This is a genomic window from Idiomarina sp. OXR-189 (assembly GCF_034373425.1).
GTDB lineage: Bacteria > Pseudomonadota > Gammaproteobacteria > Enterobacterales > Alteromonadaceae > Idiomarina > Idiomarina zobellii.
The window spans coordinates 1,583,490-1,600,142 of sequence record NZ_CP139706.1; the positions used below are offsets into that span (position 1 = coordinate 1,583,490).

Annotated in this window: 13 protein-coding genes; 7 read left to right on the plus strand and 6 right to left on the minus strand. The window is 48.4% G+C overall.

All coding sequences use genetic code 11. From position 1 onward, the window contains the following. Window positions 1-27 precede the first annotated feature (27 nt). Entirely contained in the window at window positions 28-537 is a 510-nt protein-coding gene (locus tag UM402_RS07850) for a DUF2062 domain-containing protein (RefSeq protein WP_053952381.1), read from the plus strand. Here UM402_RS07850 and UM402_RS07855 read toward each other — a convergent pair. Genes UM402_RS07855 through UM402_RS07865 form a run of 3 tightly spaced genes read right to left on the minus strand, consistent with a single transcriptional unit; the run spans window position 534 to window position 3,695 of the window. Next, window positions 534-1,769, minus strand: coding sequence for a lipoprotein-releasing ABC transporter permease subunit (locus UM402_RS07855; protein WP_058578954.1), 1,236 nt, complete (start codon window positions 1,767-1,769; stop codon window positions 534-536). The two genes, UM402_RS07850 and UM402_RS07855, sit on opposite strands and share 4 nt — an antisense overlap. Next, a complete protein-coding gene (lolD, locus tag UM402_RS07860; RefSeq protein ID WP_058578953.1) occupies window positions 1,766-2,476 on the minus strand; it encodes a lipoprotein-releasing ABC transporter ATP-binding protein LolD in 711 nt (236 codons plus the stop codon). Before lolD ends, UM402_RS07855 begins: the two co-directional genes overlap by 4 nt. Continuing rightward, window positions 2,469-3,695 carry a lipoprotein-releasing ABC transporter permease subunit gene (locus tag UM402_RS07865; RefSeq protein WP_058578952.1) on the minus strand — a complete coding sequence of 409 codons (1,227 nt, stop codon included), beginning with the start codon at window positions 3,693-3,695 and terminating at the stop codon, window positions 2,469-2,471. Before UM402_RS07865 ends, lolD begins: the two co-directional genes overlap by 8 nt. An 85-nt stretch (window positions 3,696-3,780) precedes the next feature. Here UM402_RS07865 and UM402_RS07870 point away from each other — a divergent pair, with 85 nt between their 5' ends. The 5 genes from UM402_RS07870 (at window position 3,781) to UM402_RS07890 (ending at window position 11,381) form a co-directional block, all read left to right on the plus strand. Beyond that, window positions 3,781-4,422 (plus strand): PilZ domain-containing protein, encoded by a 642-nt coding sequence (locus UM402_RS07870; protein ID WP_058578951.1) that lies wholly within the window; start codon window positions 3,781-3,783, stop codon window positions 4,420-4,422. A 71-nt stretch (window positions 4,423-4,493) separates the two neighbouring features. Beyond that, window positions 4,494-7,973 carry a transcription-repair coupling factor gene (gene mfd / locus UM402_RS07875; RefSeq protein WP_058578950.1) on the plus strand — a complete coding sequence of 1,160 codons (3,480 nt, stop codon included), beginning with the start codon at window positions 4,494-4,496 and terminating at the stop codon, window positions 7,971-7,973. A 20-nt stretch (window positions 7,974-7,993) separates the two neighbouring features. Beyond that, on the plus strand, window positions 7,994-9,088 hold the full coding sequence (locus UM402_RS07880) for a CsiV family protein (protein WP_058578949.1): 1,095 nt from the start codon (window positions 7,994-7,996) through the stop codon (window positions 9,086-9,088). A 14-nt stretch (window positions 9,089-9,102) separates the two neighbouring features. Next, on the plus strand, window positions 9,103-9,582 hold the full coding sequence (locus tag UM402_RS07885; RefSeq protein ID WP_058578948.1) for a MarR family winged helix-turn-helix transcriptional regulator: 480 nt from the start codon (window positions 9,103-9,105) through the stop codon (window positions 9,580-9,582). Between the two features lie 2 nt (window positions 9,583-9,584). After that, a complete protein-coding gene (locus UM402_RS07890) occupies window positions 9,585-11,381 on the plus strand; it encodes an ExeM/NucH family extracellular endonuclease (RefSeq protein WP_058578947.1) in 1,797 nt (598 codons plus the stop codon). On the opposite strand, the gene UM402_RS07895 is transcribed toward UM402_RS07890, so the two are convergent. Next, the gene (locus tag UM402_RS07895) at window positions 11,318-12,337 is read right to left on the minus strand and encodes a hypothetical protein (RefSeq protein ID WP_058578946.1); all 1,020 of its coding nucleotides are present in this window, start codon (window positions 12,335-12,337) and stop codon (window positions 11,318-11,320) included. The two genes, UM402_RS07890 and UM402_RS07895, sit on opposite strands and share 64 nt — an antisense overlap. Window positions 12,338-12,382: 45 nt before the next feature. Here UM402_RS07895 and msrB point away from each other — a divergent pair, with 45 nt between their 5' ends. Further along, the gene (gene msrB / locus UM402_RS12745; RefSeq protein ID WP_058578945.1) at window positions 12,383-13,519 is read left to right on the plus strand and encodes a peptide-methionine (R)-S-oxide reductase MsrB; all 1,137 of its coding nucleotides are present in this window, start codon (window positions 12,383-12,385) and stop codon (window positions 13,517-13,519) included. A gap of 12 nt (window positions 13,520-13,531) precedes the next feature. Here the strand turns inward: msrB and asnB are convergent, their stop codons facing one another. Then, window positions 13,532-15,547, minus strand: coding sequence for an asparagine synthase (glutamine-hydrolyzing) (gene asnB, locus UM402_RS07910; protein WP_058578944.1), 2,016 nt, complete (start codon window positions 15,545-15,547; stop codon window positions 13,532-13,534). 18 nt (window positions 15,548-15,565) lie between these two features. Beyond that, complete coding sequence (locus UM402_RS07915; RefSeq protein WP_058578943.1) at window positions 15,566-16,633, minus strand: aspartate/ornithine carbamoyltransferase family protein; 1,068 nt, start codon at window positions 16,631-16,633, stop codon at window positions 15,566-15,568. Window positions 16,634-16,653: the final 20 nt, after the last annotated feature.

Consider the following 16,653-nt stretch of genomic DNA (forward strand, 5'->3'; position numbering starts at 1 on the left):
ATCGAAACAGGTATTAAACATCACATTATGGCCAGACGCTTTATTCAACGCTTTATGCCTGACCACCAAAAAGTGCGTGAGTCTAAGGCAATAAGAATATTTGGCAGCCTTTTGCATGATGCAAATTTATGGCATTTGAACCGGCGTTCAGCCTCTGGGGCGTTCGCTGTTGGCCTTTTTTGTGCGTTTATTCCCGTTCCCTTTCAGATGTTATTAGCCGCAGCCTTGGCCATTCCTTTCCGGGTTAATCTGCCGCTGTCTGTGGGTCTGGTTTGGGTGTCCAACCCCATTACCATGCCACCCATGTTTTATCTGTGTTATCTGGTAGGCAATGCCATTCTGGCCGAGCCTCCACAGCCTTTTGCATTTGAGTTAAGCTGGGAGTGGCTGGGACACAGTATTTCCACTATTGGCCCCGCATTTATTCTTGGCTGTTTAATTCTGGGAACACTGTCGAGCTTAATTGGCTACGTTGCCATTCGCTTGCTATGGCGCCGCTCTGTGGTTAAAGCATGGCGCAATCGCCAAAGCGACTAACCTCTCTCGTGTAATGCTTTTGCGGGCTCCACTTTCATAGCACGCCAGGCCGGATAAATTGTCGCCAACCAACTCATTACCAGCGCAACAGCACTCACCAGAACAACATCGCTCCATTGCCACTGCGAGGGTATTTCGCTCACAAAATAAATACCGCCGTCAAGAATGTCGATATGAAACAAAGACTCAATAAAGCGCATAATCTCAGGCATAAATTGTCCCAGTAAAATACCAATACCAGCGCCCCAAAGCACGCCGTATAACCCATTCATAATGCCCTGGAACATAAAGGCCAGTAACAAAGTCCGGTCTTTCATACCTAACGTTTTCAGCATTGCAATTTGACGACGCTTTTTGGCCACTGTCATAACCAGTGTCGACACAATGTTAAAGCACGCAACCGCCATAACCAGTACCAACACGAGATAAACCACTGAGCGAACTAGCTCAATGTCTCTATACAAGTGACCATGGGTACGTGTCCAATCATTCAGGTAGACCAATTCAGGCAGTTGGTTACCGATCTCTTGTGCAACTGTCGGCGCTTTGAATACATCATTTAGCGCCAGTCGGACCGACGTCACACCATCGGCAATACTAAGTTCATCCATCGCAGTGCTAAGCGATACGTAGGCGTTCAGATGATCAATTTCACCACCAAATTCAAACAGCCCTGTCACTTCTAAACGCTTGCGCTTTGGAGACTGAAACCCTCTGGCAGATTTTTCAGGAAACAGAATGGATAACGAATCACCGATCTGTACATTAAGCTTTTCGGCAATTCCTGCTCCCAGCAAAATGCCACCTTCGGAAGTCCAGCGTTGCCAGTCTTCATCACTAACGTAACTACTGAGGTCAGATACCCTGTTTTCATGACTGGGGTCGATACCTTTTAGCTGAATACCGTGAAAGCTAGTATTAGTTTGCACCATAACGGTACTGTTAATACCGGGAGCTGCCGCAACAACATCGGGATGTTCCTTCGCAATCTTACTGATGAGCTGCCAGTTTTTGAGCTCTCCCTCTACCGCGCTATATTCAACATGCGGAACAACCGACAACAACCTATTTTGAAGAACATTCTGAAAGCCATTCATCATAGACAACGCAGCAATGAGTACCGCGCACCCCAACGCAATACCTGTGGTTGATGACGCCGAAATAAAGGATAAAAACCCCTTTTTATCGCGGCGGCTACGGAACCGTTTTGCCAGTAACCAAGCTAAACTCATTGATGGTTCACCTGTGTATCGTCTCTCAACTGCTTACCATCCAAAGTACCACCAACCAATCGCTCCACTCGGTGTAGCTGTTCAGCCAGAGTGTTGTCGTGAGTCACAACGATAAAAGCCGTGCCTTTTTCTTTATTAAGCTCAAGCATTAATTGATAAATACTGGCAGCTGCTTCGCCATCCAGGTTCCCTGTTGGCTCATCTGCTAATACGATATCCGGGTTGTTCACAAAGGCTCTGGCAATCGCCACCCGTTGCCTCTCACCACCGGACAGCTGAGCCGGCCGATGAGATAAACGATGCTCTAAGCCAACTCGCTTCAATAAAGCTTCCGCCGCCTGCTTAGCCGCTTTGGGGTTCTCGCCGGCTATCAGTCTTGGCATAGCCACATTTTCTAATGCTGAAAACTCCGGCAGTAAATGATGAAACTGATACACAAAACCGAGGTTACTGTTGCGCCAGCTTGAAAGCTTGTCTGAAGACCAGGTTGTCATATCCTGACCGTTAAACGACAGACTACCTTTACTCGGCTTTTCCAAACCTCCGAGGATATGCAGTAAAGTACTTTTCCCTGAACCGGAAGCCCCCACAATAGCGACCATTTCTCCGGCAGAAATGGAAAAGTCGACCGACTTTAATACGTCGACCTGGCTTTCACCGTCCTGGTAAGTTTTACTCAGCTCACTACAATGCAGTAAATCAGTCATATCGAAGCGCCTCCGAAGGTTGCGTGTGAGCCGCCCGTAACGCTGGGTAAACCGTCGCTAGAATGGTTAGTGCAATAGCGGCGACTGCTATCAAGAAAATTTGTCCTGCATGAATCGATACGGGTAAACCGCCGTTACCCACGGCCAGGCCTCCGCCCATTAACGCCATAATGTCATTCAAAAACAGACTGACCAGCAGCCCGAGAATAACGCCAATAATGGAGCCCACCACGCCGTTGTAAGAGCCTTGCATCAGAAATACCGACCGAATGCTTTTATGAGAAAGACCTATAGTCTGCAAAATAGCAATATCATGACGCTTATCATTGATAACCATAATAAGCGCCGACAACGTATTAAACGCGGCCACTGCAATAATCAGCGCCAGCATCAGCCACATCATGCGCTTCTCCATGCCCACCGCTTCAAACAACTGGCCATAACTTGAACGCCAGTCAGACACAGTAAACTCGGTTTTGCTACGAATGTTCTCTGCCACAGCGGGCGCTTTGAACGCGTCGTCCAAATACAGTTGCAAGCCGGTTACATTGTCTCGCGGCAAACGAATTAAACGGGCAAGGTCATCGCCATGTGCAAAAACCACCGAGTCATCGACTTCAGAGCCCATGGAGAATATCCCGCTGATAACAAAACGTCGCTGTGAGGGAACCAAGCCAAAAGGCGTATAAACACCACCTTCTGCGGCCACCAAACGCACAGTATCGCCCGGCGTTAAGCCTTGTCTCTGCGCCAGCCTTTCCCCAATAATTAAGTGGTAGTCGCCGGCGTTTAGTGAAGTCCACTGCCCCTGTGTCAATTTGTTTCGTAACGAGTCCGGCAGTTCAGCTTTATTAGGGTAAATGCCCTGCACTTGAGCCACAGAAAGCTTTTCATTTAATTGCAAGATGGCTTGAGTTTGAACATAAGGAAGTGTTTGTTGCACTGCGTCAATGTCCGGCAGCGCTTTGCGGGCGTCCTGCCAATTCGATAACTGGCGCGAGTTGTTTGTGTCATGCACCGTCACTTGAGGTACTGCACCTAAAATGCGCTCTTTCAGCTGTCCTTCAAAGCCATTCATAACGGACATGACCACCACCAACGCCATAACCCCCAGCGCAATGCCGATAAAAGCGAAGCGATTAATAAAGGCGGTAAAGGGTGATCCCTGTCGCGAGCGACTGTAACGCAGTCCGATAAACAGCTCGACGGGCTGAAACATGTTCCCTCAATGTTTTTGTGGTTGCTAATTCATTACGAGCAAGGATAATGACTTGTTAACAGCCTGACAACTAAAAGCAGAGGCAATGATGCAATCGCAGACATCGATGACAGCACCAATAGGCGATTTCTTCACCGTGCAGGAAGACTTCCCGGTTAACCTGGTACCGCTAGAGAATACTGATCAGCTGCCAACCGATGAGGAGTTTGAAACACAAATTCCTGAACTGTTTTTAATTGCCTCTAGCATGGCTGAAAACGACACCCAGAAAATACAAGCCATTAAAGTCGAGCAACCTGCCGGCAGCGCTCTTGTTGACTTCCTTGAGCAGCAGCACAAACGCATGAATATTCTGCTGGGCTACATGCTTCGTAATGAAGACGATGCGACACACCGCTTTTCCGGAAAAGAATATGGCGGCGGCGGCATTCGGGTGATTTCAGGCTCACCGCCAGAAAGCGGCCAATTATTTCAGGCGAAGCTGTTTTTTAAAGAAGAAGCACTGGCTATATTCTGCTATGTCCGTCTTGAGAGCTCGGAAGCGCTCGACGATAACGACACCTACTTATGCACCCTAACTTTCGAGCGTATCCGCGAAGAAGACCAGGAACTCCTCATACGTGCCAGCCTGCACGCGCAAAGTCGCCAATTAAAGCAGCGCTCTAAACAACGCCGCGAACAAAAAGATAATGCAGAGGAAAAAGCTGACGACTCATCCAATTCCTAGTCATTTTCAGTATAATACCGTCGTTCGCGCAGCTTTTACTGCAACCTTTTTAACGTAACTATTGAGTAGTCATGACTAAGGCATCTGTATTACGACCGCCCTTTCCTTCATCTAAAGACAAAGACATTACCTGGCAGGAGCTCCAAGGTAGTTCTCCGGCACTTGCTCTGGCCAAACTGATTGACTCGACTCCGGGCCGGGTATTGGTGGTTACTGCCGATGCCAATCAGGCCTATCGCCTTGAGGAGGAAGTTAAGTTTTTTGCCGGCGAACACACCGAGTATCATGACGACATAACACTCTTTCCAGACTGGGAAACTCTGCCCTACGACAGTTTCTCACCGCATCAGGATATTATCTCTGACCGTCTGTCAGTGCTGGCACGTCTGCCCTCTGCCAAGCGTGGTGCGCTTATTGTCAGCGTCAATACCTTGATGCACCGCATTGCCCCAACCTATTACGTGTCGGGACAGGCTCTACAAATAGAAAAAGGCCAGCAACTGGATGCCATTAAGTTGCGGGAAAAACTGGAGCGAGCTGGCTACCGGCATGTTAATCAGGTTATGGAGCACGGTGAATTCAGTGCGCGTGGCTCCATTTTAGATTTGTTCCCAATGGGTAGCGAAACGCCTTATCGACTGGACTTTTTCGATGACGAAGTTGACACCATTCGTCCATTTGACCCGGAAACACAGCTGTCAAAAGACCCAATAGAAGATATTAATCTGCTGCCGGCGCACGAATTCCCAATGACTAAAACCGCGATTGAGCGGTTCCGTGCCCAGTATCGCGAGCGTTTTGAAGCCAGTACCGAGCGCGAATCGGTTTATCAGCAAGTCAGTAAAGGCCAGCTACCCGGCGGCATTGAATACTATTTGCCGCTGTTTTTTGAGGAAACGGCTTCATTATTTGACTACTTACCTGAAGACACGGTTCTGGTGACCTTTGGCAACATTCAGGCAAGCCTTGAGCGACTCTGGCAGGACATTAATCACCGTTACGACCAACGCCAGTTCGACCCATTGCGTCCGCTACTGCACCCTAATGAGGTGTTTTTACCTGTCGATGCGATTCACTCTAACTTTAAGGAGTATCGACGAGTACGAGCCAGCGTTCCTGCCGACATGGCACAACCGGGTTCCGTACAATTTGAGTCTCAGGCAGTGACTGAGATAGCCGCAGATCACCAGCAAAAGGCGCCTTTTGAAAAGCTCAATAAAGTTATCACTAATGCGCTCGAGAACTCAGAGCGGGTTATTATTTCTGGTGAAACAGCCGGCCGACGCGAAGCACTGAGAGAAATCATTGCGAAACTGGGTCATAAAGTCACGCTGTGCCAGCATTTAGGAGACGCACCTGCAAAAGGTGTTGGATTAATTGTCAGCCCCATCGTCAACTCCTTTTACTTACCCGACGCCAAACTCTGGTTCATTACAGAAACGGAGCTTTTCGGCAGCCGCGTAGTACAAAGTCGTCGACGCGAACAAAAAGCAACCGTCAGTGCCGATACCCTCATTCGCAATCTGGCGGAACTGCAACCCGGTCAACCCGTGGTTCACCTTGACCATGGCGTGGGCCGTTATAAGGGGCTCACAACACTGGACGCCGGTAACGTCACTACCGAGTTTGTCACCATTGAATATGCAGGTGGCTCGAAGCTTTATGTGCCAGTGGCTAATCTTAATGTTCTGAGTCGATACAGCGGTGGCGAAGAAAGCCATGCACCACTGCATAAGCTGGGTAACGACACTTGGGAAAAAGCTAAAAAACGTGCGGCAGAGAAAGTGCGGGATGTTGCTGCTGAACTGCTCGACATCTACGCTCGCCGAGAGGCTAAGCCCGGTTACCCGTTCAAAATTAACGATGAAGACTACCAACGCTTTGCAGCAGGCTTTCCGTTTGAGGAAACCATCGATCAGCAAGCCGCCATTGAAGCCGTTAAAAATGACATGCAACAACCAAGAGCTATGGACCGACTGGTTTGTGGTGACGTTGGCTTTGGTAAAACAGAAGTGGCGATGCGCGGCGCCTTTATAGCGGTAAACGAAGGCAAACAAGTGATGGTGTTGGTACCAACCACTTTGCTGGCTCAGCAGCATTACGAAAACTTCAGCGACCGCTTCGCCGATATGCCGGTACGCGTGGAGGTACTTTCACGCTTTAAAACAGCCAAGCAGTCCAACGCCATTCTTAGCGACCTGGCAGATGGTAAAGTCGATATTATTATCGGCACACACAAGTTGCTGCAGGACACCGTGAGGTGCCGCGATCTCGGTTTGCTGATTGTCGATGAGGAGCATCGCTTTGGGGTGCGCCAGAAGGAAACCATTAAACGGCTGCGAGCCGATGTCGACATTCTGACATTAACCGCAACCCCGATTCCGCGAACACTGAACATGGCCATGAATAACATTCGTGACCTGTCGATAATCGCGACGCCACCGGCGAAGCGTCTGGCTGTTAAAACCTTCGTGCGTGAATACGACGAACCGACGGTACGAGAAGCCATTCTGCGTGAAATATTGCGTGGCGGTCAGGTGTACTTCCTGCACAACAACGTAGAAACCATTGAGAAAACCGCCCGCGACATTGAAGAGCTGGTCCCTGAAGCTCGTGTCACTATTGCCCACGGCCAAATGCGGGAGCGTGAACTTGAGCAAATTATGTCGGACTTCTACCACCAGCGATTTAACGTATTGGTGTGTACGACCATCATTGAGACCGGCATAGATATACCAAGCGCTAATACCATTATTATGGATCGCGCCGACCATCTAGGCCTTGCGCAAATGCACCAGCTTCGTGGCCGTGTCGGACGTTCTCACCATCAGGCGTATGCTTATTTACTGACCCCTCACCCCAAACGGATGACCAAAGACGCAGCGAAGCGCCTGGAGGCCATTTCTCAGTTGGAAGATTTGGGCGCTGGCTTCATGTTGGCCACCCATGATCTTGAAATTCGTGGCGCCGGAGAATTGCTTGGCGACGATCAGAGCGGCCAAATTGAGAGCATTGGCTTTACCTTATACATGGACATGCTCGAGCAAGCCGTAGACGCCTTAAAAGCAGGCAAAGAGCCGTCGCTGTCTCAACTTCTGCATGAGCGCTCAGAAATTGACTTGAAGTTACCGGCGCTACTGCCTGACGACTATATTCCGGATATTAATAATCGCCTTAGCCTGTATAAGCGCATTGCTAATTGCGAAACCAATAAAGAAATTGATGACATTCAGGTGGAGTTAATTGATCGCTTTGGTCTGCTGCCTGACGCGGCTAAGAACTTGTTACGTCAAACCAGTCTAAGGAACCATGCCGAACAATTGGGCATTCGCAAAGTGGATGTCGGTAATCAGGGCGGTGTCATTGAATTTGCTGATAACACTAAGATAAACCCGGAAGTGATTATCGGCTTAATTCAAAAAGCACCGAATCATTACAAACTGGACGGTCCAAACCGCCTGCGCATCAGTCAGTCGCTTGAAGATACTCAAAGCCGCTTAAAACTGATAGAGTCATTACTTAATGAGTTTTCTGAACAGTCGGAAGCCTAGCGCACAAGGAGAGCAAATTAATGGCGTCAGTCACCAGTCTGATTAAACACAGTTTAATTGCTGCTATTGCCGTTGCAGCAATTTATCCGGTTAGCGCAAAAGCCTTACCGGATAAAGACTACTGGCGCTGGTTTGAAGTTGAAGTTCTGGTGTTCAAACAGCGTATTGCTGATGACTCTAGCGAACAATTCCAGCTGTCCCCGACTCGCGTCGATGCACGCAACAAACGCGATTTCCTGACTTCGTTCTTAAGCAACAGGCCACGGGCATTAATCCGCGGTTTACCCGTTTGTGAGCCATTAGACGAGACTCAACAAATTGATTTAGCCTGTCGCTATGAAAACGAAGAGCAATGGATTCCGATTGCCGGTAACCCTTTAGCTCCGCCAGCGCCGCTTATGGCGTTGCCTGAAACCCCGGTGGTCATTGACGGCAAAGGTGGCGACATTAATACCGCAGCAGCCCCGTTTTTAGTGCCTGCTGACAAGCTGGAGCTCAATGAAATTCGTACCGAGCTTGAAGAAAAAGGCCATGCTAAGCCGTTATTACACTTAGCCTGGCGCCAACCGGTTTTCAAAAAAGGTGTTGGTCCCAAGTCCCGCTTATTTGCCGGTAAAAATTACTCAAACGACTTCTTTTATGACGGCTTTCCTAAAAATGACGATGAGTTTATAGCGCCATTGGAAAACCAAAGTAGTCATGCGCTTCAGTCCGATATTGAGCAATTGTTTGCACTTATTGAAAGCGGTCGCAAGCCCTTTAAACCTTTAAGCAAAATACCGCAGCCAGAGCAAATGCGGTCGTTAAATGAGAAGAACCCGCTGGTTTGGGAGTTTGACGGTCTTATCGACATATACCTTATTGGTAACTACCTGCACATTGACGGCGAATTCAATTTACGGGAAAAAAGCAGCCTGGAGCGCATTGGTAATAGCATTGAAGAGCAAGCGCAACTCGCGTTAGCTGGTGCGCAAACCGATACAGAGTTTTTACGCAGTTATTACTTCTCGCAACTGCGCCGCGTAATTAGCCACGAAACACATTACTTTGATCATCCGAGACTCGGTGTTGTCGTCCAAATTCGTCGAACTGACTTGTCAGCTCCACGATACTAAAACGGAGGCCGATAATGGAAAAGTACGAAGAGCTTTTATTGGCGCTCAGAAAAGTTATTAGAGCCATTGACCTTTACTCCAAGCAGCTCAACAAGTATTCCGGGCTGACCGCCCCTCAGTTGCTCATTTTACGGGAAATTAAAGCTGCAGATGGCATTACTGCTAGTAAAGTGGCTCAGAATATTAATTTAAGCCCGGCCACGGTATCGAATGTTATTGAGCGCCTTGAACACCGCCAGCTTATTCACCGGCATCGCAGTGAACAGGACAAACGTCGCGTGTCACTGTATTTGACCGACAGCGGAATGGCGTTACTGAATAAAGCACCCCAGCCGTTACAGGAAGACTTTATTGAAAAGTTTCAGGCGTTAGAAGAATGGGAGCAATCCTTACTGCTTTCCTCCATGCAGCGCATTGCCAATATGATGGATGCTGAACGACTCGACGCCGCCCCGGTGTTAGAAGTCGGTAGTTATCACAAACTGGATCATTAATTATGACTGCTTCACTGTTCACACGAGCTTCGCTCATCACAGCGTTAATTGCTGCGGCCTCTCCTTTTGCCGCAGTCGCTGATGTCTGTAAAACCGACAACCCAAATATTACGCCCATTAATGCCGTTCAGGGCAGCCGCTTTAACTCACCGATGGTCGACACTCGCGTCACGGTGAGAGGTATCGTAACGGCCAGCTGGCAAGCCGAAAAAGAGCTTGGCGGCTTCTTTATTGAAAGTGCGCCAGATGACGCTGACGACAATGACAAGACGTCTGAAGGTATATTCGTGCGAACAGATAGCCACATTAGTAACGTATCGCCCAAAGACACTATTGTTCTTTCCGGAGTCATTCAGGAAGTCAACGATGTCACTACCATCACCGAGGTTGACGAGCTGACTATCTGTGGGTCTGTTGACGCTTTACCGGAAGCCACTCAGTTTACTCTGCCTGCGGCTGATAAAAGCGCCTTTGAGCGTGTCGAAGGCATGCGCGTAATACTTTCCAGCAGTAATAATGAGCCTCTCACGGTTTCAGGCAATTACAATTACTCGCGTTACGGCTTTGTGGATATTTCTTCGGGTCGTTTATGGACACCGTCGCAAATTGTTAACCCCGGCGACGAAGCTCGTGAACTGGCAGCAAAAAACGAGCTAAACCGCATTCAAATGGACGACAACAGCAACCAAAAAGAACCTCGCCCATTGCCATTTGGCAGTTTGTTCTCAGGTCCTCAGAAGAGTTTACGTACAGGCTCTGAAATAGAGCCGTTAGTTGGCGTAGTCAGTCAGTTTAATCGCCGTTATCGGTTTCAACCACTAGAAGAGCCAAGGTTAAAAGAGCGAGAAGAAGCCATCATTTCTGAAGCTCCCGAAAAGGCTGGCGGCACACTAAGAATAGCCAGCTTTAATGTTTTAAACTTCTTTAATGGTAACGGTCAGGGGCTAGGCTTTCCAACGCCACGCGGCGCCGATACACCGGAAGAAATGAAACGGCAACAAGCTAAAATTGTAGCGGCAATAAACGCATTAAACGCCGATGTTATCGGCATTATGGAAGTTGAAAATGACGGCTTTGGAGAGCACAGTGCCATTCGTCAATTGGTCGATGCGTTAAACGATTCCGGCTCAGCTACCTATTACATCTCTGAACCGCAAGCTCAGCGTATTGGCGGTGACCAGATAACCGTTGGCCTGATATACAACAAAGACACTATCTCTGCGTCTTCTCATGCGTTAGTTAACACCGCTGGTGCATTCGCCTGGGGGAGCCGCCCGCCGTTGGCACAAACACTGAAAGATAAAAACACTGGCGAAGAGTTTACTGTTATTGTTAACCACTTTAAGTCCAAAGGAAGCTGTCCGGAAGACAACGAAAGTCCAAATAGCAACCAAAATGACGGACAAGCGTGCTGGAACGACTTGCGGGTAAAATCTGCGGAGCAGCTGACTGAATGGATTGCAGAAGAAGCCTTCCCGAATGCGGTATTACTGGGTGACTTTAACGCCTATTACAAAGAAGATCCTATTCGTTACTTTTCAGAAAACGGCTTTCATAATCCATCAAAGGCAACTGACTATTCCTACGTTTATGACAGCCAGGCTGGCGCGCTTGACCATATCTTTGTGGCCGATACCCTAAAAGACAATGTTTCAGGCGTTTACCATTTACCGTTTAACGCTGACGAACCGTGGATTTATGACTACCGTAATGCGGACTTTTATGAACCAACGCCTTATCGTTCATCAGACCATGATCCATTAGTATTGGATTTGCGCTTTTCGGCATCGGGCATGTAGGCGTTTGTAGTACCAAAGTGAACTTCGAACTCAATACCCACTAACCACTGGCCTTGCCGTTGCTCTTGTAAGTGATTACGAGGCCAGTGATAGCCCACCCAGCTTTCAACAAAAAACCATTCTCTTAAATAGCGCTGTCGGTTTAATAGCCGTAAACCATAGTCACTAATAGGCACCTCGTGGTCAGTTTGCCCCTCTATCCAAGTCTCCGTTGCCCAGGCCTTATCTTTGTTATATAAGTGATATAGGCGTGCAGTTGAGCTCCAGCGCAGTCCTTCTGTTTCCTCAGCAAAAGTACCTAATGCCCCCCACTGTAACAGCCAACGTTCATCTAATGCCGACTCATAATTGAAACGCTGCGAGACGCCAAAGCCATCGCTATCTCGCCAAAATGCTGCCGACTGAAATTTAAGCTGCTGTTTGTCCGATATGACAAAGCCCGTCATATAGCGTGCTCTCACGTAAGTATCAAAGCGCAAGCCACCGCGGATACCGACACTGTACGATACTCGATGCCCCTCATGTATCTCGGGGTCAAACCCCAATCCAACCAACCATTCTCGGTCAGATTCAGGCGAGCGTATCACCGACGGTTTACCCGTTGACTCTTCGTCTAAAAACTCGTCGTCATCAACACGCCCGATAAACGCGGACACGTTATCTTTGAGGTTAGGCAATGCAACACGAGCACGAAACCGCGACTTAACCTCAAAACCGTCGTATTCGTCCCACTGCGGTGCTACCGAAAGGCGCCCATACGAGCGGTGGTAGTCGTCTTCAAATTCGCCATCACCAAAAAGGCCGTCAAACCACAGTGCGGTTGCATCGACTGTGTCACCTAAACCGACCCTGAATCCATCCAGCCAAAACTCGTCGTCCTTTTGTTCCTGCTCGGCTGCAAGGCTCGGTAAAGAGCAACTTAAGGTGAGAATAATTGAGTAAGTAATCTTTTTCATAAAAGTTGGTCTATAAAGTATTAACCCTGGCGTTTGGAGTTTGCCATGAAAAAGCTCATTACTATTGTTAGTGCCACACTGTTATTTTCTTGTTTCAGCATGGCACAAAATACTGAGCCAACAAAGCAAAATAATGAAAAAGTCGCCACACTTGCAGGTGGCTGTTTTTGGTGTGTGGAAGAAGCTTTTGAGCAACTGAGTGGTGTACGTGAGGTGGTATCTGGTTACGCTGGTGGCACCGAAGAAAACCCAACCTATAAACAAGTTTCTTCCGGCCGGACCGGCCACACGGAAGCCGCGCAAATTTACTACAACCCTGACATTATTAGTTATGCGGGTTTATTGCAGAAGTTTTGGCGCATTATGGACCCAACCAATGCAAACGGTCAGTTTGTCGACCGAGGCAAACAGTATCGCCCCGAGATATTCGTTCATAACGAAGAGCAGCGCCGTATTGCAGAAGCATCAAACCAGTGGCTGGCTGAAAACGGTCCTTTTGACGAGCCTATTGTGGTGCCTGTAACCGATTTCAGGACGTTTTATAAAGCCGAAGAGTATCATCAGGATTACTACGACAAGAACCCCATTCGTTACAAAGTCTATACTTATAACTCAGGACGTTATGACTTTGTCGAAAAACATTGGGGTGACACTTCAGGTGTGGATTATCAGCGCTTCACCAATGATAACCCAGGTGGTGAGCAACCGTCGGCGGCCCCCGGCAACAAACCCTGGGTAAACTTCAAGAATCCATCTGAACAACAGCTGCGTGAACAGCTAACCCCTATTCAATACGCAGTCACTCAAGAAGATGAAACCGAAGAAGCCTTTAACAACCCCTACTGGGATAATAAGAAGCCCGGCATTTATGTTGATGTTGTCAGTGGCGAGCCTCTTTTTTCATCCGCTGATAAGTATAAGTCGGGTACTGGCTGGCCAAGCTTTACCCGACCAATAACATCCAATGCGGTGGTTGAGAAAGAAGATAATAGCTGGTTTTATACGCGCACAGAAATACGCAGTCGTTACGCTGACTCTCACGTTGGACATGTGTTTGAAGATGGTCCGGCACCAACTGGATTACGCTATTGTATGAACTCAGCAGCGTTAGAGTTTATTCCACTGGAAGACATGGAAGAGAGAGGATACGGTGACTACATCTCTGCAGTCACCGGTGATTAAAGAATTAGAAAACTAAGCAGTCCAGCCGAGTTCCTTTGCTCGCTGCGCTGCTTTCTGAGGCACGTCTGTTGCCACGAAGTGATGATGCAATACCTGAACACCCAGCATGTGATTAATCACCGCATCCAGCTGTACGCGCTCTTCATTAGGTACGTCAGCGTCCTGGTGGCGTTCAAAAGTTCTTACCACTTCGTCATAATCGAGTAACCCTGCTGACTCCACCGCGTCTTTGCTTAAGAACTGTTCAGCCAGCTTTTCTACTGCCTTCCACTTCTCGGGATCGGTATGCGCAGGCGGTGCCATAAAGGCAAACTTTTCGCGCTTATACAGGGTTTCCGGCAACAGGCCTTTCATCGCTTCACGCAGTACATACTTTTCTTTGTTGCCTTTAATACGTAAATGCGGCGGCACAGTAAACGCATATTCCGCCAAATGATGGTCAAGAAATGCGGGACGCGCTTCCATTGAGTTCGCCATATCGACTCGGTCACCACCCCAGGTCAGTATTTGCCCTTCCAGCATGGTTTTTATCCATACATATTGAGCTCTGTCTAACGGGTGACGGCGTTCCAGCATGGTTTCATCCAAAGTATCCGCAATAGCTTCGCTCGGGTCATAATGCTCGACCTGCTGACGCTTCTCAGCCGACATTAATGGTAAAGCGACTGACGAGCAGGACAACCAAGGCTGCACGCAACTTGGGGTAAAACCCATTTTCTTATTGAACGCGTCACTGACAAACTCTTCGCGAGCCAGCATAGCGCCCTTGAATAAAGCATTGTTCTTTTCCAGTAGCTCCTGCCATTCTACTCGCTCAACTTCCGGCAAGTGATCAAGGCCATGCAGGAACATATCTTTACGGAACGCCGGGTAGCCCGCAAAGAGCTCGTCCGAGCCCTCGCCTGTCATAACCACCTTATAGCCGGCTTCATGCACTTGCTGGCTCATTAAATATTTAGCGACACCCAAGGTGTTGTATATAGTTCGTTCTGTATGCCATAGGGTTTTCACAAAGTGATCGTAAAGATCGTTCGCATTCAGTCGCATAATATGATGGTCAGCGTTGGTCGCTTCCGCCATCTCTTTCGCTATTGGTGTTTCGTCGTAGTCGTCCGAGTCAAAACCAATGGTAAAGGCTTTTACGGAAGTTTGAGTTGACGCGGAAGCCAGCCCCAGTATCGAACACGAATCGATACCACCTGACAAATAACAGCCGACCGGTACATCGGCGGTCATTCGATGCTGGACCGCCTCTAATAACTTGGCACGGACACCTTCAATGTACTCTTCTTCATCGACGTCAGCCCCCGGGTAACTGTGCTCGGGAGGAAAGTCGACGTCCCAGTATTTATGCTCTGACGCAACCACTTTGCCGTTTTTACGCTGCAATTTAACAACATAGCCCGGTTGCACCTGGTTTATGCCCTCAAACGCTGTAGAGCCCGGCACCATGACCTGAATTAATTGGTGATATAAACCTTCCGCCGAGAATTGACGCTTAACATCCGGGTGCGCAAATAAAACTTTCAGCTCCGAACCAAACACCACACCGTGTTCCGTTTCTGTCCAGTACAGCGGTTTAATACCGAAGCGATCACGCACTAAATACAGGCTGTCGTCTTTGGCATCAAACAAGCCAAATGCAAACTCGCCACGCAACTCTTTTAAGGTGTCCTCCATTCCGTAACGCTCGAATAAATGCAGTACAATTTCAGAGTCACTCTTACTGTTAAAACGTGCGCCACGCGCCGTTAAGTCGGCGCGAATACGTTTAAAGTCATAAAACTCACCGTTGTGTGTCAGCATCAAACGTTTGTCTGCGGACATAAAAGGTTGACGACCCCGGTTTTCATCGAGATCAATAATAGACAAGCGAGCGTGACTAAAACCTACGCCGCGCTCCGGTTGAATCTTGTAACCAAACCCGTCGGGCCCGCGATGATGCATAATCGCCGCCATGTTAACCAGAGTTTGAGGGTTAATTTCTCTATCCGTTTGGTGATGAAAAACGCCAGCAATTCCGCACATTCTTTGCTTTTCCTCGTATTAAACGACATCAATGACGCGTTCAGCTCGCTGAACCATACAGGTTAGTAACGCCATACGTAAAAACACTGCCCCTCTGGCCTGACTGAAATACCAATTATGAGGCGTATGATCTAAGTCCGTTGAAAGTTCCTCACCACGCGCCAATGGGTGCAAAATAATGGCGCTTTCTTTCAGTGGCGAATTCGCCGACAAATGAAATTCACTGCCGTAGGTGTTTACTGAATTACCTTCCCATGAAATAGCATTGATATAAACCACATCCAGCTCTGGTAATACCTCATCGAGCTCTCTGGTGCTACGAATTTTTATACCGGCCAGCTCGACCTGCTCTTTTTGTTCGCTGCCGAACAGCTGCTCCGTCGACGCTTCGTCATGAATGATGACTAGCTCATCAATGGCTTTTGGAAACTTAGTTAAGCACTTAATGAAACTCCTGACCGTGCGCATTTTGTTCGGTACGCCAATAATACCGACTTTTATCGGAGCTTTTTCCGCCTCTTCGGTGACTAAATCAGGACGCCATTTAAATATAGCGTACATATCAGACAGCGCCTGAGTTGGATGCTCATCGGCGCCGTTACCGGCGTTGATAATTGGAATACGCAGTGAATCTATCATTTCCTCAAGCGAGGTTTCGTTATTGTCACGAAGAACCACGCAATCGCCGTAGTTATTAAACATCTCGGCTATATCCGACAAACACTCGCCTTTTGCGATGCCTGTGGTTGACCGGTCAGTTATCGACATAATGTCGCCCCCTAACCGATGCCAGGCGCTTTCAAACGACAGTCGCGTGCGGGTGCTTGGCTCATAAAATGCGCTGATTAATATCTTACCCTGCAACGACGTACTAAAACGGCGGGGATTCGCTTCATACTTCGCAGCCAAACGAAACAACTGCAACATGCCTTGCTGAGAAAACTGGTCAGCCGACACAATATGTTGATTCGCCAATTTCAGTAGGTAATCGCCGTCCTCCTGAATAGCTTTTAACAACGCCTTCGGGTGAGCATCGCCGCAGACATCGGGGCGCTCACGTTCGAAGGATACATCCTTTATGTTCATAGAATTACCATATTGTTTTT